We start from the raw sequence: 24860 nt of genomic DNA, 5'->3' as shown, positions 1-24860 counted from the left end.
TCGTCGAGACGCGATACGGCTCGGGACGGGATCTCCGGCTCGCGGAAACAGCTCCGGCTCGCAGGATCCGCGCGATCGGGCGAGCCGAGGCGGATCCGGCGAGCCGGAGCAGGTGCGGCCGCGAGCCGGAGCGCGCGGTGCGGGTGGAGCGGGGACTTACATGTTGATCATGTGGCCCTTGAGGCCGTGGAAGCCCTCCTGGAGCGCCTCCGACAGCGTCGGGTGGGTGTGCACGTTGCGAGCCAGCTCGGTCGCCGTGAGGTCCCACTTCTGCGCGAGCGTGAGCTCGGGGAGCAGCTCGGACACGTCCGGGCCGATCATGTGGGCGCCGAGGAGCTCGCCGTACTGCTTGCTCGCGATGAGCTTGACGAAGCCGGTGGGCTCGCCGAGGCCGTGCGCCTTGCCGTTGGCCATGAACGGGAAGGTCGAGACGGTGATCTCGTGGCCCTCGTCGGTCGCCTGCTTCTCGGTGAGGCCGAAGGAGGCGATCTGCGGCTGGCAGAACGTGGCGCGCGGCATCATCCGGTAGTCGCCGAGGGTCTGGGTCTCGGCTCCGGCGATGGTCTCCGCGGCGACGACGCCCTGCGCCTCCGCGACGTGCGCGAGCTGCAGCTTGGCGGTGACGTCGCCGATCGCGTAGATGTGCGGGACGTTGGTGCGCATGTACTCGTCGATGCCGATGGCGCCGCGCTCGGTGACCTCGACGCCCGTCTTCTCGAGGCCGAAGCCCTCGACGCGCGGGACCCAGCCGATCGACATGAGGACCTTGTCGACCTCGAGGGTCGACTGCGTGCCGTCCTTGCCGGTGTAGGTGACGGTGACGTAGCCGTCCTTGTCGACGACCGACTCGACCTTGGTCGAGGTGAGGATCTCGACGCCGAGCTTCTTGTACTGCTTCTGGATCTCCTTGGAGACGTCCGGGTCCTCGTTGGGGAGGGCGCGGTCCATGAACTCGATGATCGTCACGTCGACGCCGTAGTTCTTCAGGACGTAGGCGAACTCCATGCCGATCGCGCCGGCGCCCACGATGGCCATCGTGTCGGGCAGCTCGCGGGTCATGATCTGGGTCTCGTAGGTGACGACGTTCTCGGAGAGCTCGACGCCGGGGAGGAGGCGGACGCTCGCGCCGGTCGCGATGATCGCGTCGTCGAAGGTCAGCGACTCGGAGCCGCCCTTGGTGAGCTGCACGTCGAGGCCCTGCGGGCCGGTGAAGGAGCCGGTGCCGTCGAACTCGGTGATCTTGTTCTTCTTCATCAGGAAGTGGACGCCCTTGGTGCGTCCGTCCGCGACGGTGCGGCTGCGGTCGAAGGCCACGCCGAAGTCGAAGGAGACGTCCCCCGAGATGCCGAACTGCTTCGCCTGCGCGTGGAAGATGTGGGCGAGCTCCGCGTTGCGCAGCAGCGCCTTGGAGGGGATGCAGCCCACGTTGAGGCAGACACCGCCCCAGTACTTCTTCTCGACGATGGCGACGGACTTGCCGAGCTGGGCGGCACGGATCGCGGCCACGTATCCACCGGGGCCTGCCCCCAGGACGACGACGTCGAAGTGCTGGGCCATGGATGATCCTCCATCAGAGTGGTGAGTTGTCGCGCGCGGGGAAGCACGCCGCTCTCCAGGGTACCGTTCCGCACCGACAGGACCCCGTGCTCCTCCGTGGGCGAACGGCCGGTCGGCGCGACGAGCGGGAATGCCGGCGGAGCTCCTGCGGTTGGGTCCCTCGGGCGACGAGGCCCTCCCTGTTCAGCGATCTCCGGAGAGAAGCACCCCATGACCGACACCGCCACCCGCACCGCCTCGACCAGCGCCCCGATCCTGGACGTCCTCGCCGAGCGCTGGAGCCCCCGCTCCTACGACGCCTCCGCGGCGATCGCGGACGAGACGCTGACCGCGCTGCTCGAGGCCGCCCGCTGGTCCCCCTCGGCGGGCAACTCGCAGCCGTCGCGCTTCATCGTCGCGCGCCGCGGCACTCCGGAGTTCGACAGCATCGTCGGCACCCTCGTCGGCTTCAACGCCGCCTGGGCCGGCTCGGCCGCCGCGCTGATCGTCGCGCTCGCCGAGACGGTCGACGAGAAGGGCGAGGCGCGCCCGTGGGCCGTCTACGACCTCGGCCAGGCCGTCGCCCACCTCAGCGTGCAGGCGCACCACGAGGGGCTGCACGTGCACCAGATGGCCGGCTTCGACAAGGACGGCGTCCGGACGGCGTTCGGCGTCGACGCGCGCTTCGACCCGGTGACCGTCGCCGCCGTGGGCGTGCTCGCCAGCCCCGACGCGCTCGAGAACGACGTGCTCCGCGAGCGCGAGACCGCTCCCCGCACGCGCCTGCCGCTCGAGGAGCTCGTGCTCGTCCAGGCGTAGTCCGCTCCCCCGAGGCCCCGTCGGCCGCCGCTGCGCGGTGCCGGCGGGGCCTTCGTCGTTCCCGAGCCTGTGTTACTCCGCGTTTCATCACGGAATCGGAGGAGTCGGCGCTCGTCCGTACGATCGGACGGGTCCGCCCGCCCGCCCCGCCTCGGAGCCCTCATGACCGGAACACCCGCCCGCACGAGCCTGGCCTTCGACGCCGCGCTCGGCCAGTCGGCGTTCCCGGTGCGCTTCGACGGGGTCGGCCGCACCTTCGCCCCGGGCGCCCCCGTGCTCGCCGACGTCTCGCTCGACGTCCGCGCCGGCGAGGTGATCGCGATCCTCGGCCCGAGCGGCTGCGGCAAGTCGACGCTGCTGCGGATCGCCGCCGGACTGGACACGGCGAGCGCCGGAACGGTGCTGATCGACGGGTCGTCGGTGTCGGGGATCGACCCGCGCTGCGCGGTCGCGTTCCAGGAGCCGCGCCTGCTGCCCTGGCGCTCCCTCGCGGCGAACGTCGCACTCGGGCTCCCGCGCGGCACCTCGCGCGAGGCCGGCCGCACCGCCGTCGACGAGCTGCTCTCGCTGGTCGGGCTGACCGCGCACGCCGGCTCCCGGCCGCGCGAGGTGTCCGGCGGGATGGCGCAGCGGGCCTCGCTCGCCCGCGCCCTGGCCCGCAACCCCGGCGTCCTGCTGCTGGACGAGCCGTTCGGCGCGCTCGACGCGCTGACCCGCCTGCGGATGCAGGACCTCCTGCTCGAGGTGCACGCGGCCGCCCCCGCGACGATCCTGCTCGTCACCCACGACGTGGACGAGGCGCTGCAGCTGGCCGACCGCATCGTGCTGCTCGGCCGCGACGAGCCGGGCGGCGTCTCGCGCATCCGGCAGATCATGACGGTCCCCGGTGCGCGGCCCCGCGACCGCGGCTCCGCCGAGCTCGCCGAGCGGCGGGTCGAGCTGCTCGAGGGGCTCGGGATCGAGCGGCACTAGGCCGCCGCGTCCCTCCTTCCTCTCCTCCCCAGGCGCCGATCCCGCCCTCCGTCCACGGATCCCACCGCTCGCGGACATCCCGTCCGTCCGCTCCCGCACACTCGTCCCACTCCCGCCACCGCACCGAAGTCGAGGCCCCCATGTCGTTCCCGTCGTTCAGCACCTCCCCGCTCACCCGCCGCACCGCGCTCGCGGGCCTGCTCACCGCCGCCGCGGTCCCGCTCCTCGCGGGCTGCGTCCAGGGCGAGGGCGGCGGCGGTGCGGCCGCGGCGCCCGCCGCCTCCGACGGCTCGACCGCGAAGACCCAGGGCGGCACGCTGACGCTCGACTTCGCGACCTACAACCCGCTGAGCCTCGTCATCAAGGAGAAGGGCTGGCTCGAGGCCGCCCTCGCCGAGCAGGAGGTCACCGTCACCTGGGTGCAGTCGGCCGGCTCGAACAAGGCCAACGAGGCCCTGCGCGCCGGGGCGATCGACGTCGGCTCGACGGCTGGCTCGGCCGCGCTGCTCGCGCGCTCGAACGGCTCGCCGATCAGGACGATCGACATCTTCTCCCAGCCGGAGTGGTCCGCCCTCGTCGTGCCCGCCGGCTCGGCGATCACCAGCGTCGAGCAGCTCGCCGGCAAGCAGATCGCGGCCACCAGCGGCACCGACCCCTACTTCTTCCTGGTGCAGGCGCTCGAGGCCGCCGGCCTGAGCATCGACGACGTCACCGTGCAGAACCTGCAGCACGCCGACGGCTGGGCCGCGCTGCAGAACGGCTCGGTCGACGCCTGGGCCGGACTCGACCCGATCATGGCGGGCGCGGAGGCGGCCGGCGCGACCCTGCTCTACCGCAACGTCGACTTCAACTCCTACGGGCTGCTCAACGCCACCGAGAGCTTCCTCGCGGCCAAGCCCGACCTCGCGCAGACCGTCGTGAACGCCTACGAGCACGCCCGCGCCTGGGCCCTGGAGAACCAGGAGGAGACGGCGAGCATCCTCGCGTCCGTCGCCGGGCTCGACGTCGCCGTGGCGACCACGGTGATCACCGAGCGCAGCAACCTCGACGTCGACAACGTCCCCGGCTCGGCCCAGACCGACGTGCTCGCCATCATCGGCCCGATCTTCGTCGCGAACGGCGACGTCGCCACGCAGGAGCAGGTCGACGCGGCCCTCGACTCGCTGATCGACGACACGTATGCGACGGCAGCCGACCCGTCCGCGATCGCCTGACGGCGCTCCTGACGCCCGCACGACCACAGCACGACAGCACCGACCCGGGACAGACCGACCCGCGACAGCACCGACCGCGACACCGACCGAGGAGACGACGATGGCGACACGCGACGACGAGACCGTGACCGACGCCGACCTGGTGCGCCGGAGCACCGGGCTCGTGCAGGCGCCGGGTGCGGTCGGCACCGCCGTGGTCGGGCCGAGCGTCGAGGCGTCGCAGAAGCGGCTCCGCGACGACGAGGCGGCGCACGCCCGGCCGCTCACCTCGCGGCGCTGGTTCCTGGTGGTGGGCGGGGCGATCCTCCCGGTGCTGCTGCTCGCGGCCTGGCAGATCGTCACGACCACGGGGATGGTGTCGGTGTCGGTGTTCCCGTCGCCGGCGATGGTCTGGGCGGCGGCGGTCGATCTCGCGCAGCGCGGCGACCTCGGGCAGGACGTCGCGATCTCGACCCAGCGGGTGCTGATCGGCTTCGGCCTCGGCTCCGCACTGGGGCTGCTGGTCGGCGCGCTCTTCGGGCTCTCCCGGGTGTGGGAGGTCGTGCTGGCACCGACGCTCGGCGCGATCCGCGCGGTGCCGTCGCTGGCCTGGGTGCCGCTGCTGCTGCTCTGGATGGGGATCGGCGAGGAATCGAAGATCACGCTGATCACGATCGGCGCGTTCTTCCCCGTCTTCACCACCGTCGCGACAGCCCTCGGCCACGTCGACCGGCAGCTCGTCGAGGCGGGCCGGGCGTTCGGGCTCTCGGGGGTGCGGCTGTTCACCGCGGTGCAGCTGCCGGCCGTGATCCCCTCGGTGATCGCCGGGCTGCGCCTCGCGCTCGCGCAGTCGTGGCTGTTCCTGGTCGCCGCCGAGCTGATCGCCTCGTCGATGGGCCTGGGCTTCCGCCTGACCGACAGCCAGAGCAACGGGCGCATCGACCGCGTCTTCCTCGCGATCATCCTGCTGGCGGTGCTGGGCAAGCTGACCGACTCGATCGTCGGCGTGTTCCAGCGCTACGCGATCCGGAAGTGGGCGTGAGGATGACCGGCACGGCGCGCTGCACGACCGGCACGACGACCGGCACGACGACCACGGAGGCCCGCCGATGAGCGAGACGATCGCGAACCTGCTCGAGGAGTCCCGCCGCTTCCCGGCGCCCGAGGCCTTCGCCGCGCAGGCGAACGTCGGCCCCGGCGAGCACGCCCGCGCCGCCGCCGACCCGGTGGCGTTCTGGGAGGAGGCCGCCCGGCGCCTCGACTGGGTCGAGCCCTGGCACACCGCGCACCGCTGGGAGCCGGCCGTCCCGCAGGAGGACGGCACGCTGTCGGTCCCGCGCGCGACCTGGTTCGAGGGCGGCACGCTCAACGTCGCCGTCAACTGCGTCGACCGGCACGTCGACGCGGGCCGCGGCGACAAGATCGCCCTGCACTTCGAGGGCGAGCGCGGCGACCGGCGCTCGATCAGCTACGCCGAGCTGCAGCGCGAGGTGGCCCGCGCCGCGCACGCGCTCACCGCGCTCGGCATCGGGAAGGGCGACCGCGTCGTCGTCTACCTCCCGGTGATCCCCGAGACCGTCGTGGTCACTCTCGCCATCGCGCGGATCGGCGCGATCCACTCCCTCGTCTTCGGCGGCTTCTCCGCCGAGGCGGTGCGCTTCCGCGTCGAGGACACCGGCGCGAAGCTGCTGGTCACCACCGACGGCCAGTTCCGGCGCGGTGTCGCCGTCCCGGTGAAGGCGAACGCCGACCACGCGGTCGCCGGCGTCGCGTCGATCGAGCACGTGCTCGTCGTCCGCCGCACCGGCGACGAGACGCCGGACCTCCCCTGGACCGAGGGCCGCGACGTCTGGTGGCACGACGTCGTCGACGGGCAGAGCGACGTGCACGAGGCCGAGGCCTTCGACGCGGAGACCCCGCTGTTCATCATCTACACCTCGGGCACGACCGGGAAGCCGAAGGGCCTCGTGCACACCAGCGGCGGCTACCTGACCCAGGCGTCCTGGACGCACTGGGCCGTCTTCGACGCGAAGCCGGACGACGTGCACTGGTGCACCGCCGACCTGGCCTGGGTCACGGCGCACACCTACGAGATCTACGGTCCGCTCTCGAACGGGCTCACCCAGGTCATCTACGAGGGCACGCCCAACACTCCGCACACCGCGCGGCACTTCGAGATCATCGAGCGCTACGGCGTCACCGTCTACTACACGGCGCCGACCCTGATCCGGACGCTGATGACCTGGTTCCCCGAGGGCGTGCCGTCCGAGTACGACCTCTCCAGCCTCCGACTGCTGGGCACGGTCGGCGAGTCGATCAACCCCGAGGCCTGGGTGTGGTTCCACGAGCGGATCGGCGGCGGACGCTGCCCGATCGTCGACACCTGGTGGCAGTCCGAGACGGGCGCGGCCGTGATGTGCCCGCTGCCGGGCGTCTCGACCCTCAAGCCGGGCTCCTCGCTGGGCGCCCTGCCCGGCCTCGGCGCCCTCGTCGTCGACGAGGCGGGCGAGCGGGTGCCGAACGGCTCCGGCGGCTACCTCGTGGTCGACCGCACCGGCCCGGCCCTCGCGCGGACCGTCTGGGGGAACCCGGAGCGGTACCGCGACTCCTACTGGGCCCGCTACGCCGACCGCGGCTACTTCTTCTCCGGCGACGGCGCGAAGTACGACGCCGACGGCGACATCTGGGTGCTCGGCCGGGTCGACGACGTCATCAACGTCTCGGGGCACCGGCTCTCGACCATCGAGATCGAGTCGGCGCTCGTCGCGCACCCGGCGGTCGGCGAGGCCGGCGTGGTGGGCGTCGAGGACGCGACGACGGGTCAGGCCATCGCGGCGTTCGTGATCCCCTCCGACGAGGCGATCGACCGCGCGGAGGAGGATCCGGCCTACTGGACCGCGCTCGAGGCCGACCTCTCGCAGGTGCTGCGCGAGCACGTCGCGACGGCGATCGGCCCGATCGCGAAGCCGCGCGACGTGGTCGTCGTGCCCGACCTGCCCAAGACCCGCTCGGGCAAGATCATGCGCCGCCTCCTCGGCGACATCCGTGACGGGCGCGCCCTCGGCGACGTCACGAGCCTCCAGGACGACACCGTCCCGGAGCGGATCGCGCGCATCGTCGCCGCGCGCAGCTGAGACGCGCGGGCGCCGCGCCCAGCAGGGTGGGTCTCGATACGCCGCCTCCGGCGGCTACTCGACCAGCATGGGGCGCCGGAGGCGGGTCGGCGAGCGGACCCGCGATGGGGTCCGGTGGCTGTGGAGAGCCCGATGTGCGTCCACTCGCGCGGGCCGGCACCGTCGAGTGGACGTGTGCGGGGGCCTGCCTCGAACAGGAGGCCCCTCCTGCGTCCGTTCGAGGATCCCCGGATCAGCAGGCCCGCGCGGCGAGCCCTCAGCATGCTGATCGAGTAGCCCGCGCAGCGGGCGTATCGAGATCCACCCGCGTCAGAGGACGACTCTGCAGACCCGTCCTGCTGGTGACGGCGGGTCTCGATACGCCCCTGCGGGGCTACTCGACCAGCATGTAGCTGTGCCCACCGTGCCGCTCGACCAGCATGTATGTGCGCCCGCCGTGCCGCTCGACCAGCATGTACGCGTGCAGGCGGGGCTGCTCGACCGGCATGCGTGTGCGCAGGCGGGGCTGCTCGACCCGGCAGGACGGTGTGCGCCGCCTGATGCTTGCGGTCGGCTCCGAAGCGGGGCGGGGCGGGGGCATCGGGAGTAGCGTTGGCGCGTGCGCGATGTCCAGCAGCGAATCATCTCCGAGCTCCACGTCTCCCCCACCGTCGACCCGGCCGCCGAGGTCGAGCGGCGCAGCGGCTTCCTCGCCGACTACCTCCGGCACACCGGGGCCAAGGGCCTCGTGCTCGGCATCAGCGGCGGGCAGGACTCGAGCCTGGCCGGCCGGCTCTGCCAGCTCGCGGTCGAGCAGGTGCGCGCGGAGGGCGGCGACGCCTCCTTCATCGCGGTGCGGCTGCCCTACCGGGTGCAGGCCGACGAGGAGGACGCGCAGCTCGCGCTGACCTTCATCCGGCCCGACCGCCAGGTGACCTTCGACATCCACGCCGGAGTCGACGGCATCGCGTCCGCGTTCGGCGACGCGGTCGGCGAGCCGATCTCGGACTTCGTCAAGGGCAACGTCAAGGCGCGTGCCCGGATGGTCGCGCAGTACGCGATCGCCGGCCAGGCGGGCATGCTCGTCGTCGGCACCGACCACGCGGCGGAGGCGGTGACCGGCTTCTTCACCAAGTTCGGCGACGGCGGCGCCGACGTGCTGCCGCTGACCGGCCTCACAAAGCGTCAGGGCCGCTCGCTGCTCGAGCACCTCGACGCCCCGGCCCGCCTCTACGAGAAGGCGCCGACCGCCGACCTGCTCGACGAGAACCCCGGCCAGACGGACGAGTCGAACCTCGGCCTCGTGTACGCCGACCTCGACACCTACCTCGAGGGCGGCGACGTCGCGACCGAGGTCGCCGAGGCGATCGAGGCCCGGTACCAGGCGACCGAGCACAAGCGGCAGGTGCCGCTGTCGATGTTCGACGACTGGTGGCGCGCCTCCGCCGTGTACACGCCCGGCAATCACTGACGCCACGAGCCGGCCGACAGCACGAGCCCTCTGACACGACGAGCCGACCCGGGGATCCCTCGGGGCGGCTCGCTCGTTCAGAGCGCGGGGCTCAGTCCGCGGCGCGCGCGTTGTAGACGAGCACCTCGCCCGCGTCGACGTGCGCGCGGTAGGCGCGGAAGACCTCGAGAGCCTCGTCGCGGAGCACGCCGTCGACGATCTCGATGCCGCGCGCCTCGAACTGGGCGGCCCAGTCCTCGCGCATCGGACCCTCGTCGAACGTGGAGATCTCCTCCAGCTCCGGACCCGACCCGGCGACCACCAGGCGGCGCACGCCCGACCACAGCGTCGCTCCGTAGCACTGCACGCACGGCCGCCAGTTGACGACCAGCTCGTGCGCCGGCAGGCCCTCGCCGCCCAGGTCCCACGAGCCGAGCGCGGTCTGCGCGAGACCGAGCGCGGTGACCTCCGCGTGGCCGGAGGAGACTCCGCTGCCCAGGACCACGTTCACACCGACCGAGACCACGCGGCCGGAGTCGCGCTCGACGACGATCGCCGCGAACGGGCCGCCGTTGCCCTCGCGGAAGTTGCGGTCGGCGAGGGCGTGCACGAGGGCCATGCGGTCCTCGCGCTCGGGCAGGAACTCGGGGACGTCGCGCACGGCGTCCTCGATCCAGGCGGGCAGGGCGATCTCGTAGCGGGTGGCGAGGCGGTCGATGTCCATGCGTCCATGCTCCCATCCGGCGCGGCGGCCCCTCGCACGGCCCGACCCGCCGTCCGGTCCGGCCCCGATCGCGGACCTCAGACCCCCAGAGCCCTCCCGAGGGCGGCGGCCTTCGCCGCCCAGAAGCGCTTCGCCACGCCGGTGCGCGAGAAGACGGCGTCGAAGCCGTGGAACGCGCCGTCGACGATCTCGAGCTCGCAGGGCACCCCGGCCGCGCGCAGGCGCTCGGCGTAGCGGACGTCCTCGTCGTGGAAGAGATCGAGGGTGCCGACACCGATCCAGGCGGGCGGGAGTCCCGAGAGGTCGTCGCGGCGGGCGGGCGCCGCGTACGGCGAGACGTCGGGGCCGCCGGGCTCGGCGCCGAGGTAGGAGGTCCAGCCGAAGCGGTTGCTGCCCGGCGTCCAGACGCGGACGCCGCGGGGAACCGGTCCGGGTCGGGTGACGGTGCGATCGTCCAGCATCGGGTAGACCAGCAGCTGGAACGCGGGCTGCGCTCCGCCGCGGTCGTGGGCCAGGAGGGCCGCTCCTGCGGCCAGCCCGCCGCCCGCGCTCGCGCCGCCCAGTGCGATCCGCTCGGGATCGACTCCCCGCTCCTCGGCGTGCGCGGCGAGCCAGCGGAACGCGGCCAGCACGTCCTCGAGGGCGGCGGGCGCCGGGTGGGCGGGCGCGAGCCGGTAGCCGACCGAGAGGACCGTGATGCCGAGCGTGCGGGCGAAGGCGATGTTCGAGGACTCGTCGTCGAAGCGGCTGCCGAGCACCATGCCGCCGCCGTGCACCCAGATCAGCGCGGGCGCGGCGCCGCGGAGGGTGCGCGGACGGTAGCTGCGGACCGGGACCGAGGTGCCGTCCGGCCCCGGGATCTGGAGGTCCTCGACGAGCAGGTCGGGCGGCGCCTCCCCGCCGACGGCGGTGCGACGGGTGGCGAGGCGGAGCAGCCGCGGTCCGAGCACGATCGGCGGGACGAAGCGGCCGAGCGCGAGGTCGGGGTGGAAGCGCGGCGCGCCCCCGCGCGCGGACCCGCTCATGCCCGCGGGTCCGAGACGAGCGGCAGCACGTCGTCGTAGTGGCCGGGCACGATCGCCGGCTCGACGTCGTAGACGCGCACCGCGTCGCCCTCCGCGCCGTGCGCCGGCGGCCAGGGCAGCTCCTCGCCCCGGACGAAGGCCACCAGCTCGCCGTGCATCACGGTGGCGAGCGCCGCGGGCGGGTCCTCGCCCAGGACGCGGGCGGTCGCCTCGGCGTCGAGGTGGTCGAAGAAGAACGGCAGGTCGAGGCAGTGCGACGCGCCGCCGGTCGCGGGCGAGAGCCGGTCGAAGGCGTAGAGCCAGGTCGGCGCCGGTCCCGCGGCACGGTTCCGCGCCGCCTGCAGCACCGCGCGGCGGAAGAGCAGGTCGGTCGTGCGGGGTGCCGCCCCGGGCTCGCGCTCGAGGCGCGGGCTGTCGAACTCGTCGGCGGTGGACCCGATCAGGAGCGGCTTGTCGAGGCCGGTCGTCGCGGTCGCCTCGGACACGGGCAGGGGCAGGAGCGCGTCGCCCGAGACCGGCGCGAAGACGATCGCGTGACCCGACCCGGGCATCATCGTGAGGGCGGCGGTCTCGGAGAGCCCGTCCTGGTCGAGCGAGGCGAGCGCGGCGCGGGTGGGCTCGACGCCGAGGGCGTGCGCGAAGGCGGTGAGCTGCTCCTCCGCCTCCTCGATCGGGACGCTGCGGTCGGTCGGCGAGATCGCGACGGCGCGCGCGAAGAGCGGCTGCGCCTCGGCGCAGCCGAGCAGGGTGAGCACGGCGCCGCCGCCCGCGGACTGGCCCGCGATCGTGACGCGGCCGGGATCGCCGCCGAACGCGCCGATGCTCTCGCGGACCCACTCGAGGGCGGCGAGCCAGTCGCGGACCCCGCGGTTCGCGTCGCCCTCGACGACGCCGAAGCCGTCGACCCCCAGCCGGTAGGCGGCGGTCACGACGATCACACCGTCGCGCGCGAAGGCCGAGCCGTCGTGCCAGTCGCTCGACGCCGCTCCGGTGACGTAGCCGCCGCCGTGCAGGTAGACCAGCACGGGCAGCGAGCCGGCCGGCTCAGCCGGGGCGAACACGTTCAGGGTCAGCGTGTCCTCGCCCGGGATCGAGTGCTCGGGGATGGTCGTGAACTCGAAGGGGCGGCCGCGCTGCGGCGTCGCCCCGTAGGCGTCCGCCTCGAAGACGCCGTCGAAGGGCGCCCGCGGCTCGGGCGCGCGGAACCGGCGGTCGCCCACCGGTGCCGCGGCGAAGGGCACGCCGAGGAACCGGGCGACGCCGTCCTCCGCGACTCCGGCGACGACGCCCCGGGGCGTCTCGTTCTCGATGCGCACGACCGGCTCCCGCTACGGCCGCACGAGGGTCTTGATCGCGCGGCGCTCGTCCATCGCGGCGTACGCCTCGGCGATCTCCTCGAGCGGCAGCTCCAGGTCGAAGACGAGCCCCGGCTCGATCGCGCCGCTCAGCACGTCGGGCAGCAGCTCCGCCATGTAGCCGCGGACCGGCGCGACGCCGCCGTTGACGCCGACGTTCGAGCCGAACATCTGGCGCACGGGCAGCTCCGGCCCGCCGTTGGGGACGCCGACGTAGCCGACCATGCCGCCGGGGCGGGCCGAGTCGAGCGCCTGCTGCATCGACTCCTTGGTGCCGACGCACTCCAGGACGCAGTCCGCGCCGATGCCGTCGGTGAGCTCGCGGACCCGGGCCACGCCCTCGTCGCCGCGCGTGTCGACGATGTGGGTCGCGCCGAAGCGGGTGGCGAGCGCCTGGCGGGACTCGTGCCGCGACATCGCGATGATCGTGGTCGCGCCGAGGCGCTTGGCCGCGAGCACGGCGCAGAGGCCGACCGCGCCGTCGCCGACGACCGCGACCGTGGAGCCCGCGGTGACGCCGGCCGAGACGGCGGCGTGGTGACCGGTGCCCATCACGTCGGCGAGGGTGAGCAGGCTCGGGATCAGCGCCGGGTCGACGTCGGTGCCGACCGGGAAGAGCGTGCCGTCGGCGAGCGGGACGCGGACCTTCTCGCCCTGCGCGCCGTCGGCGAAGCCCTGCTCGCCGACCTCGGCGCCCCACCAGCCGCCGGTGAGGCAGGAGGTCGAGACGCCGTTCGCGCAGTTGGCGCAGGTGCCGTCGCAGACGTAGAAGGGGGCGATCACGAAGTCGCCGACCGCGATGTCGTGCACGTCGTCGCCGATCTCCTCGACGACGCCGACGAACTCGTGGCCGATCCGGTGCGCCTCCTTCGTCGGGGTGACGCCGCGGTACGGCCAGAGGTCGGAGCCGCAGACGCACGCGGCGGTGACGCGCACGATCGCGTCGCGGCCGGTCGAGAGCACGGGGTCGGGCACCTCCTCGAGTCGGACGTCGCGCTCGCCGTGGATGATCGTTGCTCGCATGGGGACTCCTGCTCGAGAGGGGGTGGGGGCTCGTCCACGGTACGCCGCCGTCGCGGGGTGGAAGGGTGGCCGCTCAGGGGCTTGCACGAACGTCCGCGGCTGCTACGGCGGCGCCTCCCGCCAGCCGTCGGCGCCGACGACGACGTGCGCGACGAAGCGCAGCCCGCAGGCCGCGCACGCCTCGGCCAGCGCCTGGGTCGCGGCGAGGTCGGAGGAGAGGACGTCCGCCGCGCCGGCGTGGCTGTGCGCGAGGCCGACGCCGGCCGCACCGCGCGCCAGCACCTCGGCGAGGATCTCGGCCACCGGCACCTCCGCGTGGGTGGGCGGTCCGTCGGCGAGCGCGATCACGTCGCGGACGGCCCCGGCGGCGGTCAGCGCGACGGCGAGCACGGTCTCGGTCGGCCGTGCGGCGAGCAGCGGCGTCACCAGCTCGGCGAGGCCGGCCGCGTCGACGACGCGCGCGGCCCGCCCGGCGCGGTTCATCCTCCGCCGCAGCTCGAAGGACGCGACGATGCGGCAGGCGGCGACCTCGCCGACGCCGCGCTGGCGGACCAGGTCGGCGACGCCCGCCCGCGACACCGCGTCGATGCCGCCGAAGCGTGCGAGCAGGCGCTGCGCGACGACCGTCGCGTTCGCCCCGCGGACTCCGCTGCCGATCAGCACGGCGAGCGTCTCCGCGTCTGTCAGCGCCTCGGGACCGCGGGCGCGGAGCCGCTCGCGCGGCCGCTCCTCGGGCGCGAGGTCGGCCATGCGCGCGCCGGCGGCGGGAGACGGGGAGTTCATGGGCGGGACGCTACCCGCCGACGCGACCCCGGCGAGGCGCCCCGGCGGCGACTGTGGACGGACCGCCCGCGATCGCCCCCTGTGGAGGAGCCCCCGCCCCGAACCGCCCGCCCCACCCTCCGAAAGTTGCGGTAGTGGCGCGCGACTACCGCAACTTTTGAGGAATGGGAGGGGTGCCGCCCTACGGCGTCGCGAGGCCCGCGGAGACCAGCAGGCCGTCCGGGCCCGCGTCGACGAGCACCACGTCGCCGTCGCGGATGGAGCCGTCGAGGAGGGCCGTCGCCAGCCGGTCGTCGATCTCCTGCTGCATCAGGCGGCGCAGCGGGCGGGCGCCGTACTGCGGGTCGTAGCCGCGTTCGGCCAGCCAGCCGCGGGCGGCGGGCGTGACGGCGAGGTCGAGACGCCGCTCCGCCAGCCGGCGCGAGAGCCGGTCGACGTAGAGCGAGACGATCTCGCCGAGCTCGGTGCGGTCGAGGGCCTCGAACACGACGATGTCGTCGAGCCGGTTCACGAACTCGGGCTTGAAGGCCTGGCGCACCATCTGCTGCACCGCCTCGACCTTCTGCGGGCGGGTCAGCGACTGGTCCACCAGGAACTGCGAGCCGAGGTTCGAGGTGAGGATGAGGATCGTGTTGCGGAAGTCGACCGTCCGCCCCTGGCCGTCGGTGAGCCGGCCGTCGTCGAGCACCTGCAGCAGCACGTCGAAGACCTCGGGGTGCGCCTTCTCGATCTCGTCGAGCAGCACGACCGAGTACGGCCGGCGGCGCACCGCCTCCGTCAGCTGGCCGCCCTGCTCGTAGCCGATGTAGCCGGGAGGGGCGCCGACCAGCCGCGAGACGGCGAACTTCTCGCCGTACTCCGACATGTCGATGCGCACCATCGCCTTCTCGTCGTCGAAGAGGTGGTCGGCGAGCGCCTTCGCCAGCTCGGTCTTGCCGACGCCGGTCGGTCCGAGGAAGAGGAAGGAGCCGGTGGGCCGGTCGGGGTCGGAGACGCCCGCGCGGGTGCGGCGGACGGCGCCGGCGACGGCCGAGACCGCCTCGTTCTGGCCGATCAGGCGCCGGTGCAGCTCGGTCTCGAGATGCAGCAGCTTCTCGGTCTCGCCCTGCATCAGCCGGCCGACGGGGATGCCGGTCCAGGCGGCGATGACCGCGGCGATGTCGTCCGAGGTGACCTGCTCGTTGACCATGCGGCCCTCGGCCGGCTGCTCCTCCTGCTCGGCGGCCGCGAGCTCGCTCTCGGCGGCGGGGATGTCGCCGTAGAGCAGGCGGGAGGCGCGCTCGAGGTTGCCCTCGCGCTGGGCCCGCTCGGCCGCGATCCGCAGCGCGTCGAGCCGGTTCTTGAGATCGCCGATGCGGTTGAGGGAGGCGCGCTCGCGCTCCCAGCGCTGCTGCAGCTCGGCGAGGTGGGCGCCGCGGCGGGCGAGGTCCTCGCGCAGCGTCTCCAGCCGCGCCTTCGAAGCCTCGTCCTTCTCCTTCTTCAGCGCGAGCTCCTCGAGCTTCAGCCGGTCGACGGAGCGGCGCAGCTCGTCGATCTCGACCGGGGCGGAGTCGATCTCCATCCGCAGGCGCGAGGCGGCCTCGTCGATCAGGTCGATGGCCTTGTCCGGCAGCTGGCGCGCGGTGATGTAGCGATTGGACAGCGAGGCGGCGGCGATCAGCGCGGAGTCGGCGATCGCGACCTTGTGGTGGGCCTCGTAGCGCTCCTTCAGCCCGCGGAGGATCGCGACCGTGTCCTCGACGGTCGGCTCGCCGACGAACACCTGCTGGAAGCGGCGCTCGAGGGCCGCGTCCTTCTCGATGTACTGGCGGTACTCGTCGAGCGTCGTGGCGCCGATCATCCGCAGCTCGCCGCGGGCCAGCATCGGCTTCAGCATGTTCGCCGCCGCCACCGAGCCCTCGCCACCGCCGGCGCCCATCAGCGTGTGCAGCTCGTCGATGAAGGTGATGATGCGGCCGCCGGAGTCGTTGATCTCGGCGAGGACGGCCTTCAGCCGCTCCTCGAACTCGCCGCGGTACTTCGCCCCCGCGATCAGCGCGGAGAGATCGAGGCTGACGAGCCGCTTGCCCTTGAGGCTGTCGGCGACGTCGCCCGCGACGATCCGCTGCGCGAGCCCCTCGACGACCGCCGTCTTGCCGACGCCGGGCTCGCCGATGAGCACCGGGTTGTTCTTGGTGCGACGCGTGAGCACCTGGCTGACGCGGCGGATCTCGGCGTCCCGTCCGATGACCGGGTCCAGCTTGCCGCTCGCCGCGATCGCGGTCAGGTCGACGCCGTACTGCGCGAGAGCGGACGATTCGTCCTGCTGGGGTGTCCGACCGGCCTGCATCTGCATCTCCTCCTTGCGGTTCGAAAGTTGAGTTCGGGTGACTCAAGTTTACGCCCGTCGGAGCCGCCGCGGGGGAGGCGGCGAGTTCTCGAGGAGACGGCGCCGCCGGTCAGGCGGTGAGGCGCCCGTCGCCGAGGCCGCCGCGGAGGGAGCCGAGCGCGTCGCGGAGAACCGCACGCAGGCGCGACTCGCGGACGCCCGTGAGCGCGGCGATCTCGGGCTGCGAGTAGCGGCCGGCCACGGCGAGCAGCAGCAGCTCGCGGTCCGGGCAGGCCAGCGCGAGGAGCCCCTCGGCGAGCGGACGGCGCGAGCCCTCCCGGGAGGAGCCGAGCGTCTCGCAGAGCACCTCGAGCAGCCAGAGCACCGGCTCCGGGGCGCGGGCGCCCTCCCGGGCACGGCGCCAGACGGCGGCGAAGGCCTCGGTGCAGAGCCGGTCGCGCGTGGAGGCGTCGGCGTGCACCGTGGCGATCGAGGCGGAGAAGAGCCCGCCGAAGCGGTCGAACAGCTCGGCGAACGCGGCGCGGTCGCCGGTCGCGACGGCCCGGAGCAGGCGCGCGGCCGTCTCGGCCAGGGCAGGGCGGACCCGCTCCGTACTCGCGTCGTCGCTACCTGCATGCATCTGCACAGAGTGTCACTGGAAGCCGGACCTCGGCACTGCTTGCGATCACACCCGTCAGGGGGTATCGGCCCCGCGCCGCGCTCGCCCGTCACGGCTCCGCGCTCTCCTGCGGCGTCCTTCCGGGGATCAGGAGCCCGGCGACGGCGCGGATCGGGAGGGCGGCGCGGTGCGGATCCGGCGCGCATGGGCGGGCTCCGCGACGGCTATCGCGCCGAGCCCTCCCACCGCCGCCCCGGGGTCACCCCTCAGAGCTTCGGCCAGCGCGCCCGGGCGAAGCAGAACGCGCCGTAGGCGATCAGCCCGACGGCGACGACGCCGAGCAGCACCACGCCGAACGGCAGCTCGGTCAGCGTCTTCAGAGCCTCGTCCAGGCCGCCCGCCTGCGCCGGGTCGTGCGTCACGGCGGCGATGATCACCAGGATCCCGAGCACGCCGAGCACGACGCCCTTCGCGATGTAGCCCGCGATGCCCAGACCGGTGACGACGCGGCCGGCCGTCCCGCCCGGCTGGGCGACGTTCTCGAGGAACTTCTTCGACGCGCCCCGGTAGACGAAGACGCCGCCGACCGCGAGGATCGCGAGTCCGGCGATCACGAGCAGCACCACTCCGCCGGGAGCGGCGAGGACCTGCGCGCTCGCGCTCTCGGACGTCTCGGACGAGTCGGAGCTGCCGCCCAGCGCGAAGCGCAGGGTCGTGATGCCGAGCGCGAGGTAGACGACGGCCTTCGCCGCCTCCTTGAGCCGGCTGCCCCAGCGGGACGCGGCGCTGTCGCCGCCCGCCACCAGGAACGCCTCGAGCGCACCCCACAGCGCGAGTCCGAAGAGCCCGATCGCGCAGACCCAGAGCACGACCAGTCCGCCGGGCTGCGCGGCGAGCGAGCCGAGCGCGCCGGACTGGTCCGCCTCGCCCTGGCCGCCGGTCGCGATCTGCAGGGCGATGACGCCGATGAGGACGTGGACGAGGCCGTTCGCGGCGTAGCCCCCGCGGGCGAGCGTGCGCACCGCGGTCGAGTCCTGCGCGTCGTCCGCGGCGCGCTTGGCCTGGGTTCCTGAAGGAGTGTTCACGGTCCGGACGGTACGCGGTTCCGCCCCCGGCGTCGAACCGGGAGCCGGTTCCCGTTCCAGGGGCATGGGTTCACCGACCGGACACCTCGCGTTTCCACACCCTCCGCTCGGCCGGATCCCCTCTGGGACGGGCGATCCGCGGCGGCGGGCGCCGGCGAGGACGCCCGTTCTCCACATCTCTCCACAGGTTTGTCCACAGCTGTGGAGATCTCTCGATCCTCTAGCGGAAAGGCCTGGCCGCGACCGTCGCGATCACACGTCGATCGCGCGGACCAGACCGTCCTGGACGCTGCCGAGCCAGTCGTAGACCGCGCGGATCGCCTGCCCGGTCTTGTCCTCGGGCTCGACGTCGTCGGTGTCGACGATGCCGAGGCGGGCGGCGAGGGCGAGGCGCATGTCGGTGAGCCCGCGGAGCCAGGACAGCGCCTGCGGCGGCTCGAGCCGGACGGCGACCTCGCCGAGACCGGCGAAGACGCGGGCGTGGCCGGAGCCCTCGCCGGCGTCGAGCGCGGCGGTGATCGCGCGGGCGTCGTCCATCTTGCGGCCGGCCAGATCCGGGGCGGTGAAGCGGCGGAACTCGGCGGCGGCCTCGTCGTCGTCGCGGTAGGCGTCCGGCAGCAGTCGCGCGAGCGCGGGGTCGTTGCGGGCGTCCTCAGAGGTGCCGCGGTCCAGCAGCTCGAGCATCTCGCCGGCCAGGTGGCGGAGGATCCCGGCCTCCTCGCGGTCGAAGCGGGCGACGGCGGCACCGGAGGAGTCGCGGCGGAAGGAGCGCATCAGGACCTGCCCGCCGTGAGTCGAGCGGTCATGCGTCGGCCTTCTGCAGCGTCGCCCACAGGCCGTAGCCGTGCATCGCCTCCACGTGCCGCTCCATCTCCTCGCGGTTGCCGGTCGCGACCACCGCGCGCCCCTCCGTGTGCACCTGGAGCATCAGCCGCTCGGCCTCGGCCCGGCCGAAGCCGAAGTAGCTGCGGAACACGTAGGACACGTACGACATCAGGTTGACCGGGTCGTCCCAGACGAGCACGACCCACGGCAGCTCGGCGGCCGAGCGGGTCGCCAGCCGCTCGTCGGCGCGCTCGATCGTGTCCACCATCCCTCCAGCCTAGGTCGCAGCGGCGGGCGTCTCCCTGCCTGCGGCCTCGCTGGTCGGGTAGACGCCTCCGGCGGCGTATCGAGACCCGGCCTCTGCGCAACGGTGGATCAGACGGAGAGGCGCGGCAGCACCTCGCGGGCGAAGAAGTCGAGGTGGTCGAGGTCCTGGAGGTCCATGAACTGGAGGTAGACGCGCTCGGCGCCGGCCGCGCGCAGGGACTCGAGGCGGTCGACGGTCTCGTCGACGCCGCCGGCGACGCCGTGCTCGCGCAGCTCGGCGGGCTCGCGGCCGATCGCCGCGGCGCGCCGGACGAACTCCGCCTCGTCCGCTCCGCCGACCGCGATCAGCGCGACCGAGTGCACGAGCGAGGACGGCTCGCGCCCGATCGCGACGCAGGCCTCGTCGACGCGCTCGAACGCGCCGGGGATCGCGTCGAACTCGGGGAAGGGCAGGTTGAACTCGCTGGCGAAGCGGGCCGCGAGCCGCGGGGTCCGCTTGGGTCCTCCTCCCCCGACGATCACCGGCAGCGGCAGGCGCGCGGGCTTGGGCAGCGCGGGCGAGTCGGTCAGCGTGTAGTGCTCGCCCGCGAACGAGTAGCGCTCGCCGACCGGCGTCGACCAGAGGCCGGTGACGATCTCGAGCTGCTCCTCGAGCAGGTCGAAGCGACGCGGCGGGAAGTCGATGCCGTACGCGGCGTGCTCCTCCTCGAACCAGCCGGTGCCGAGCCCGAGCTCGACGCGGCCGCCCGACATCGCGTCGACCTGGGCGACCTGGATGGCGAGGATCCCCGGCGGCCGGTAGGTGACGGAGGAGACGAGGGTGCCGAGCGCGATCCGCTCGGTCTCGCGCGCGAGGCCCGCGAGGGTCGTCCAGGCGTCGGTCGGGCCGGGACCGGGGTCGCCGTCGCCCATCCGGAGATAGTGGTCGGAGCGGAAGAAGCCGTCGTAGCCGAGGGCTTCGGTGGCCTGCGCGACCGCGAGGAGATCCCCGTAGCTGGCGCCCTGCTGGGGTTCGGTGAAGACTCTGAACTGCACGGGTCCAGCCTCGCGCACACCGGTCGCCGCGGTCGGGACCGACCCGCCCGCACGGCTCTCGGGACCCTCGATCGGTGACCTTGCGCCACCGGGCCGCCGGACGCGGTCGCGACCGCCCGTGTACCGTGGCAGGTTGCCGCCGACGAGAGGACCCCATGTCCGACAAGCCTTCCGCCCCGGACATCGCCGTCCCGCCCGCCGCCGACACCACCGCGAGGCCGCCGCAGCGCCTCGCCCGCTGGGTGTTCTGGCCCGCGGCGGTGATCACCCTGTCGATCGCCGCCTTCGCGATCATCGCGCCGGACGCCGCCACCAGCGTCTTCGCCTCCCTGCAGACCACGGTGGTGAACACCTTCAGCTGGTACTACGTGCTGATCGCCGCCGTCTTCGTCGCCTTCGCGATCTGGATGGGCGTCAGCCGATTCGGCGACATCAAGCTGGGCGCCGACGACGACGAGCCCGAGTTCTCGATGCTCTCCTGGATCTCGCTGCTCTTCGCCGCCGGGATGGGCATCGGCCTCGTCTTCTACGGCGTCGCGGAGCCGCTCACCCACTTCGCCACCCCGCGCCCCGGCGTCACCGGCACCGAGACGGAGCTCGCGCAGAGCGCCATCTCGCAGACCTATCTGCACTGGGGCGTGCACGCCTGGTCGATCTACGTCGTCGTCGGCCTCGCCCTCGCCTACGCGATCCACCGCCGCAAGCGCCCGGTGTCGATCCGCTGGGCGCTCGAGCCGCTGCTGGGTCGTCGCGTCCGCGGCGGCTGGGGCAACGCCATCGACGTGGTCGCCCTCGTCGGCACGATGTTCGGCGTCGCCACCTCGCTCGGCCTCGGCGTCACGCAGATCTCCGCGGGACTGGAGGCGAGCGGCATCGTCGACTCCTCGCTCACGGTGCAGATCATCGTGATCGCGGTCGTGACGGCGCTCACCGTGTTCTCGCTCGTCTCCGGTGTGGGCAAGGGCATGAAGTGGCTCTCGACCGGCAACCTGCTGCTCGCCGCCGCGCTGCTCGTGTTCGTGCTGGTCGCCGGCCCGACCCAGTTCCTGCTGCGCGAGTTCGTGCAGTCGCTCGGCAACTACCTGCAGAACTTCATCGGCCTCACCTTCACGGTCAGCGCCTACGCCGGCCAGGAGGGCGAGGCCTGGCAGGCGACCTGGACGACGTTCTACTGGGGCTGGTGGATGTCGTGGGCGCCGTTCGTCGGCATCTTCATCGCCCGCGTCTCGAAGGGCCGCACCGTCCGCGAGTTCGTCGCGGGTGTGCTGCTGGTGCCGACCATCATGACCTTCCTCTGGTTCAGCGTGCTCGGCGGCACCGCGCTCTACCGCGAGCTCTACGGCGACGGCGGGCTCGTCGGCGCCGACGGCTCGGTCAGCACCGACGCGGCGCTCTTCTCGATGCTGCAGGGCCTGCCCGCGGGCTCGGTGCTCACGGTCGGCGCGATCATCCTGATCGGCATCTTCTTCGTCACCTCCGCCGACTCCGGCGCCCTGGTGATGTCGATGATCGCCACCGGCGGCGACGCGGAGCCGCGCAACCGCATCCGCATCTTCTTCGCACTCGCGACGGCGCTTCTCGCGCTCTCGCTGCTGATCGCCGGCGGACTCGACGCCCTGCAGACCGCCGCGATCCTCTCGGCGCTGCCGTTCAGCGTGGTGATGATCCTGATGTGCGTCGCGACGGTGATCGCCTTCCGGAGGGAGATCCGCGCGTACGACAAGGCCCGCCGGGCCGCCTTCGTCGGCGACATCGGCTCGTTCTACGGCCTCGAGGTGGAGGAGCCGCTCGAGCGCGAGCCGGCGCACCCGCTGAAGCGGCTGGCGCAGCGGATCAAGCCGGGGCCGACCCCGCGGGAGTAGGCGCGATCTCGATACGCCCGGCTGCGCCGGGCTACTCGATCAGCATGCAGCGCGGACGCTCGCCGGGCTGCCCGACCATGATGCACTCGCGCTTGCCGGAAGCATGCTGGTCGAGTAGCCGCCGCAGGCGGCGTATCGAGACCCGCCGTGTCCGGCTCCTCGATGAGCACTGTGGGCGGGCGTCCTCTCGGGCGGTTCGCGCCAGCGGATGACACCACCTCGCCGCTTGCTACCCTCTGGCCCGTCGGGGCGCAGCGAGAGGGAGCATCATGCTGATCTTCTACGTCGATGAATTCGGGAATCACACGCTCGACCGGAACGATGCACCGGGAACTCCGACCCTCAAGGAAGGCGCCAGCCAGTACTTCGTGCTCGGCGCCGTCGGAGTTCGAGACACGTCACGGCGCGCCCTGGCAGAGCGGATCGTCGACGTCAAGGAGAAGCACTTCGGTGAGCTCGCTGCATGCGATCTTCCGTGGGGTGATTCCGAGATCAAGGGTCGCCACCTCCGTCGGGTGGCACGCAGTGTCGCATCAGGACATCGTCTGGACAGGCCCGCTGCCTACCGGGCACTCACCACCGAGAAGCAGACGGCCGCCCTCTTCAAGGACGTCGGGCTGCTCTTCGACACCTTCCGCCCGCTCGTCTTCGCAGCGGCTGTGGACAAGCTCGAGATGGTGGAGACCGGACGCGACCTCATGCCGCTGGGCGTCGCGTACGCATACCTGCACCAGCGCGTCGCGACGACTGTGGGCGACTACTACTCCGGGGACGCCGCGATGTTCGTCGCCGACCAGCAGTCCCAGCACGAGAAGTTCTTCCGCAGCGGCGGCCTGCGGGACGCGCGGGCGACCCTGGACAGAATGCTGCGGAGGAAGCCCGAGTACGACCTGGTGCTCGACAAGCCGCTGTGGGTCGACACGGAGCTCAGCCACTGGGATCGCGAGATCCTGCAACTCGCTGACATCGTCGCTTACTCGGCAGGCACCTACCTTCTGCAGGGCGGAGCGCCGGAGGAGCAGAGCTATCTCTGGGAGCAGATCCGACGGTGCATGGCACTGCACCAGAAGACGGGACTGCGCCTCGGTGCCGGGTTCTCGATGTACCCGAGCAGCGCGCGGATCCCGACCGGCGAGGCCGACGACGTGTGATGGACCAGGCAGACGGAACCGGCGCGATGCGGGGCCCGCCGGATTCCAGAAGCCCCCGCTCGCGCCGGTGGCGACGAGGCTAGCAGGCCCTCTCCTCGTGCTGGTGGAGTGGACGCCGCATGCCGGCTCTGGAGACCCGGCGGCATCGATCCTGCTGCGACCGGCCGCCGCCGCTGGTCCGGCCTTCGCGCTGCCCGTACGATCGCCTCGCACGAGACCGACGTCCGCACCCGCGTCCTCAGGAGCACCCGCATGACCGATCCCCGCCCGCTGCTCTTCAACGCGTTCGTGATGAACACGCCCTCGCACATCCACCACGGCCAGTGGCGGCGGCCCGGGGCGCGGCCCGGCGCGTTCGAGGACCTGGGGCACTGGATCGAGGTCGCGAGGACGCTCGAGCGCGGGGTGTTCGACGCGATCTTCTTCGCGGACGTCGTGGGCACCTACGGGGCGGTCGGCGCCTCGCTCGAGGTGAACGCGCGCGAGGGACTGCAGCTGCCGAACAACGACCCGTCGATCCTGCTCGCCGCGCTGATCGGCTCGACCGAGCACCTGGGACTGGCGATGACCAGCTCGATCCTGCAGGCGCACCCGTTCGAGTTCGCGCGGCGGATGTCGACGCTCGACCACCTCTCGAAGGGCCGGGTCGCCTGGAACATCGTCACCAGCTACCAGGAGAACGCGGCCCGCAACTTCGGCCTCGACCGCCTGACCGAGCACGACGACCGCTACGCGCAGGCCGAGGAGTACCTCGACGTCGTCTACAAGCTGTGGGAGGGGTCGTGGGACGACGACGCCTCGGTCCGCGACCAGGCCGGCGCGTACTCCCGTCCGGAGTCGGTGCACCGCATCGACCACGCCGGCGCGAGCTACCGGGTCGAGGGCCCGCACCTCTCGGCGCCGTCGCCCCAGCGCACGCCGTTCCTCTTCCAGGCCGGCTCCTCCCCCGCCGGGCGGGCCTTCGCGGCCCGGCACGCGGAGGCGCAGTTCGTCGGCGGCTCGACGACGGAGCAGACCCGCGAGCTGATCGCCTCGACGCGGGCGCTCACGGAGGCGGCGGGGCGCCGCGGCGACGACGTGCTGTTCTTCTCACCCCTGTCGGTGATCGTGGGCAGCACCGAGCGCGAGGCCCGGGAGCGCGAGGCCGAGCTCGACGCGTACAGCAGCGTCGACGCCCACCTGCTGCACGCGGGGCTGAGCGTCGACCAGGCCGACGGGACGCCCTTCCCGCCCGAGACGAGGCTGCGCGACATCGTCACCAACGGGAATCGCAGCACGCTCGAGTCGATGATCCGGCTGCTCCCCGACCGGGACGCGACCGTCGCGGACCTGGCGCGACTCACCGTCGGCCGGCACCAGCGCGTCGTCGGGACGCCCGAGCAGATCGCCGACCGGCTGTCGGAGCTGCGTGACGCGGGCGTCGACGGCATCAACCTCAACCACTGGTCGCTGCCCGACAGCTACGTCGAGTTCGTCGACGAGGTGATGCCGGTGCTGCGCGCCCGCGGCCTGGCACGGTCGGAGTACGCGCCCGGCGGGCTGCGCGAGCGGCTGACCGGGTCCGCGCGGCTGAATCCGCGGCACCCGGCGGCGCGCTACCGCGGGGCCTTCCGCGGCTGACGAGGGTCGGCCGCCTCGTCGCCCGCCGCCCGCAGCGACGTCAGCCGTGGAGGGCGTGCACAGACAAGGCTGGAAGCGGCGGATCGAGCGTTTCA

At 73.0% G+C, this 24860-nt stretch carries 21 protein-coding genes; 9 read left to right on the top strand and 12 right to left on the bottom strand.

What is annotated here, in order from left to right; genetic code table 11:
* Positions 1-156: 156 nt before the first annotated feature.
* Positions 157-1557 carry a dihydrolipoyl dehydrogenase gene (gene lpdA / locus EDF43_RS13930; protein WP_123706034.1) on the bottom strand — a complete coding sequence of 467 codons (1401 nt, stop codon included), beginning with the start codon at positions 1555-1557 and terminating at the stop codon, positions 157-159.
* A 210-nt stretch (positions 1558-1767) separates the two neighbouring features.
* On the opposite strand from lpdA, the gene EDF43_RS13925 reads away from it, so the two are divergent.
* The 6 genes from EDF43_RS13925 (at position 1768) to nadE (ending at position 9104) form a co-directional block, all read left to right on the top strand.
* The gene (locus EDF43_RS13925) at positions 1768-2355 is read left to right on the top strand and encodes a nitroreductase family protein (protein WP_123736227.1); all 588 of its coding nucleotides are present in this window, start codon (positions 1768-1770) and stop codon (positions 2353-2355) included.
* 162 nt (positions 2356-2517) lie between these two features.
* The gene (locus tag EDF43_RS13920; RefSeq protein WP_123447155.1) at positions 2518-3327 is read left to right on the top strand and encodes an ABC transporter ATP-binding protein; all 810 of its coding nucleotides are present in this window, start codon (positions 2518-2520) and stop codon (positions 3325-3327) included.
* Positions 3328-3467: 140 nt separating this feature from the next.
* Positions 3468-4541, top strand: coding sequence for an aliphatic sulfonate ABC transporter substrate-binding protein (locus EDF43_RS13915; protein WP_132437380.1), 1074 nt, complete (start codon positions 3468-3470; stop codon positions 4539-4541).
* A gap of 100 nt (positions 4542-4641) precedes the next feature.
* Complete coding sequence (locus EDF43_RS13910; protein ID WP_123447157.1) at positions 4642-5562, top strand: ABC transporter permease; 921 nt, start codon at positions 4642-4644, stop codon at positions 5560-5562.
* A 67-nt stretch (positions 5563-5629) separates the two neighbouring features.
* A complete protein-coding gene (gene acs, locus EDF43_RS13905; RefSeq protein ID WP_132437379.1) occupies positions 5630-7654 on the top strand; it encodes an acetate--CoA ligase in 2025 nt (674 codons plus the stop codon).
* Between the two features lie 598 nt (positions 7655-8252).
* On the top strand, positions 8253-9104 hold the full coding sequence (gene nadE, locus EDF43_RS13900) for an ammonia-dependent NAD(+) synthetase (RefSeq protein ID WP_132437378.1): 852 nt from the start codon (positions 8253-8255) through the stop codon (positions 9102-9104).
* A gap of 91 nt (positions 9105-9195) precedes the next feature.
* Here nadE and EDF43_RS13895 read toward each other — a convergent pair whose 3' ends face one another.
* The 11 genes from EDF43_RS13895 to EDF43_RS13845 form a co-directional block, all read right to left on the bottom strand.
* Positions 9196-9807, bottom strand: a complete 612-nt coding sequence (locus EDF43_RS13895; RefSeq protein WP_207901752.1) for a hypothetical protein — start codon at positions 9805-9807, stop codon at positions 9196-9198.
* 77 nt (positions 9808-9884) lie between these two features.
* On the bottom strand, positions 9885-10832 hold the full coding sequence (locus EDF43_RS13890; RefSeq protein ID WP_132437377.1) for an alpha/beta hydrolase: 948 nt from the start codon (positions 10830-10832) through the stop codon (positions 9885-9887).
* Positions 10829-12148: a carboxylesterase family protein gene (locus EDF43_RS13885; RefSeq protein ID WP_132437376.1), complete on the bottom strand. Its 1320-nt coding sequence runs from the start codon at positions 12146-12148 to the stop codon at positions 10829-10831. Before EDF43_RS13885 ends, EDF43_RS13890 begins: the two co-directional genes overlap by 4 nt.
* A 12-nt stretch (positions 12149-12160) precedes the next feature.
* Entirely contained in the window at positions 12161-13210 is a 1050-nt protein-coding gene (locus EDF43_RS13880; protein ID WP_123447162.1) for a zinc-dependent alcohol dehydrogenase family protein, read from the bottom strand.
* 102 nt (positions 13211-13312) lie between these two features.
* Positions 13313-13993: a UPF0758 domain-containing protein gene (locus tag EDF43_RS13875; protein WP_123736220.1), complete on the bottom strand. Its 681-nt coding sequence runs from the start codon at positions 13991-13993 to the stop codon at positions 13313-13315.
* Between the two features lie 181 nt (positions 13994-14174).
* A complete protein-coding gene (locus tag EDF43_RS13870) occupies positions 14175-16322 on the bottom strand; it encodes an AAA family ATPase (RefSeq protein ID WP_123706241.1) in 2148 nt (715 codons plus the stop codon).
* A gap of 109 nt (positions 16323-16431) precedes the next feature.
* Positions 16432-16941, bottom strand: a complete 510-nt coding sequence (locus EDF43_RS13865; protein ID WP_132437375.1) for a hypothetical protein — start codon at positions 16939-16941, stop codon at positions 16432-16434.
* A gap of 245 nt (positions 16942-17186) precedes the next feature.
* The gene (locus EDF43_RS13860; RefSeq protein ID WP_243581407.1) at positions 17187-18005 is read right to left on the bottom strand and encodes a DUF1206 domain-containing protein; all 819 of its coding nucleotides are present in this window, start codon (positions 18003-18005) and stop codon (positions 17187-17189) included.
* Between the two features lie 252 nt (positions 18006-18257).
* The gene (locus EDF43_RS13855; protein ID WP_132437373.1) at positions 18258-18779 is read right to left on the bottom strand and encodes a DUF2017 domain-containing protein; all 522 of its coding nucleotides are present in this window, start codon (positions 18777-18779) and stop codon (positions 18258-18260) included.
* A 28-nt stretch (positions 18780-18807) separates the two neighbouring features.
* Positions 18808-19098: an ATP-dependent Clp protease adapter ClpS gene (gene clpS, locus EDF43_RS13850; RefSeq protein ID WP_132437372.1), complete on the bottom strand. Its 291-nt coding sequence runs from the start codon at positions 19096-19098 to the stop codon at positions 18808-18810.
* A gap of 107 nt (positions 19099-19205) precedes the next feature.
* A complete protein-coding gene (locus EDF43_RS13845) occupies positions 19206-20132 on the bottom strand; it encodes an LLM class F420-dependent oxidoreductase (RefSeq protein WP_123736217.1) in 927 nt (308 codons plus the stop codon).
* Between the two features lie 155 nt (positions 20133-20287).
* Here EDF43_RS13845 and EDF43_RS13840 point away from each other — a divergent pair, with 155 nt between their 5' ends.
* The 3 genes from EDF43_RS13840 (at position 20288) to EDF43_RS13830 (ending at position 24765) form a co-directional block, all read left to right on the top strand.
* Positions 20288-21994 (top strand): BCCT family transporter, encoded by a 1707-nt coding sequence (locus EDF43_RS13840; RefSeq protein WP_132437371.1) that lies wholly within the window; start codon positions 20288-20290, stop codon positions 21992-21994.
* 269 nt (positions 21995-22263) lie between these two features.
* Positions 22264-23145: a DUF3800 domain-containing protein gene (locus EDF43_RS13835; RefSeq protein ID WP_132437370.1), complete on the top strand. Its 882-nt coding sequence runs from the start codon at positions 22264-22266 to the stop codon at positions 23143-23145.
* Between the two features lie 252 nt (positions 23146-23397).
* The gene (locus EDF43_RS13830) at positions 23398-24765 is read left to right on the top strand and encodes an NtaA/DmoA family FMN-dependent monooxygenase (protein WP_132437369.1); all 1368 of its coding nucleotides are present in this window, start codon (positions 23398-23400) and stop codon (positions 24763-24765) included.
* Positions 24766-24860: the final 95 nt, after the last annotated feature.

This window comes from Rathayibacter sp. PhB179 (assembly GCF_004345345.1).
In the GTDB taxonomy this organism is placed as follows: domain Bacteria; phylum Actinomycetota; class Actinomycetes; order Actinomycetales; family Microbacteriaceae; genus Rathayibacter; species Rathayibacter festucae.
This window is presented reverse-complemented; position numbering and strand designations above follow the sequence as displayed.

Excerpts from the sequence above, each read along its gene's own strand:
- lpdA (WP_123706034.1), bottom strand. The coding sequence starts at position 1,557 with ATGGCCCAGCACTTCGACGTCGTCGTCCTGGGGGCAGGCCCCGGTGGA.
- EDF43_RS13925 (WP_123736227.1), top strand. The coding sequence starts at position 1,768 with ATGACCGACACCGCCACCCGCACCGCCTCGACCAGCGCCCCGATCCTG.
- EDF43_RS13920 (WP_123447155.1), top strand. The coding sequence starts at position 2,518 with ATGACCGGAACACCCGCCCGCACGAGCCTGGCCTTCGACGCCGCGCTC.
- EDF43_RS13915 (WP_132437380.1), top strand. The coding sequence starts at position 3,468 with ATGTCGTTCCCGTCGTTCAGCACCTCCCCGCTCACCCGCCGCACCGCG.
- EDF43_RS13910 (WP_123447157.1), top strand. The coding sequence starts at position 4,642 with ATGGCGACACGCGACGACGAGACCGTGACCGACGCCGACCTGGTGCGC.
- acs (WP_132437379.1), top strand. The coding sequence starts at position 5,630 with ATGAGCGAGACGATCGCGAACCTGCTCGAGGAGTCCCGCCGCTTCCCG.
- EDF43_RS13895 (WP_207901752.1), bottom strand. The coding sequence starts at position 9,807 with ATGGACATCGACCGCCTCGCCACCCGCTACGAGATCGCCCTGCCCGCC.
- EDF43_RS13890 (WP_132437377.1), bottom strand. The coding sequence starts at position 10,832 with ATGAGCGGGTCCGCGCGCGGGGGCGCGCCGCGCTTCCACCCCGACCTC.
- EDF43_RS13880 (WP_123447162.1), bottom strand. The coding sequence starts at position 13,210 with ATGCGAGCAACGATCATCCACGGCGAGCGCGACGTCCGACTCGAGGAG.
- EDF43_RS13875 (WP_123736220.1), bottom strand. The coding sequence starts at position 13,993 with ATGAACTCCCCGTCTCCCGCCGCCGGCGCGCGCATGGCCGACCTCGCG.
- EDF43_RS13870 (WP_123706241.1), bottom strand. The coding sequence starts at position 16,322 with ATGCAGGCCGGTCGGACACCCCAGCAGGACGAATCGTCCGCTCTCGCG.
- EDF43_RS13865 (WP_132437375.1), bottom strand. The coding sequence starts at position 16,941 with ATGCATGCAGGTAGCGACGACGCGAGTACGGAGCGGGTCCGCCCTGCC.
- EDF43_RS13855 (WP_132437373.1), bottom strand. The coding sequence starts at position 18,779 with ATGCGCTCCTTCCGCCGCGACTCCTCCGGTGCCGCCGTCGCCCGCTTC.
- clpS (WP_132437372.1), bottom strand. The coding sequence starts at position 19,098 with ATGGTGGACACGATCGAGCGCGCCGACGAGCGGCTGGCGACCCGCTCG.
- EDF43_RS13840 (WP_132437371.1), top strand. The coding sequence starts at position 20,288 with ATGTCCGACAAGCCTTCCGCCCCGGACATCGCCGTCCCGCCCGCCGCC.
- EDF43_RS13835 (WP_132437370.1), top strand. The coding sequence starts at position 22,264 with ATGCTGATCTTCTACGTCGATGAATTCGGGAATCACACGCTCGACCGG.
- EDF43_RS13830 (WP_132437369.1), top strand. The coding sequence starts at position 23,398 with ATGACCGATCCCCGCCCGCTGCTCTTCAACGCGTTCGTGATGAACACG.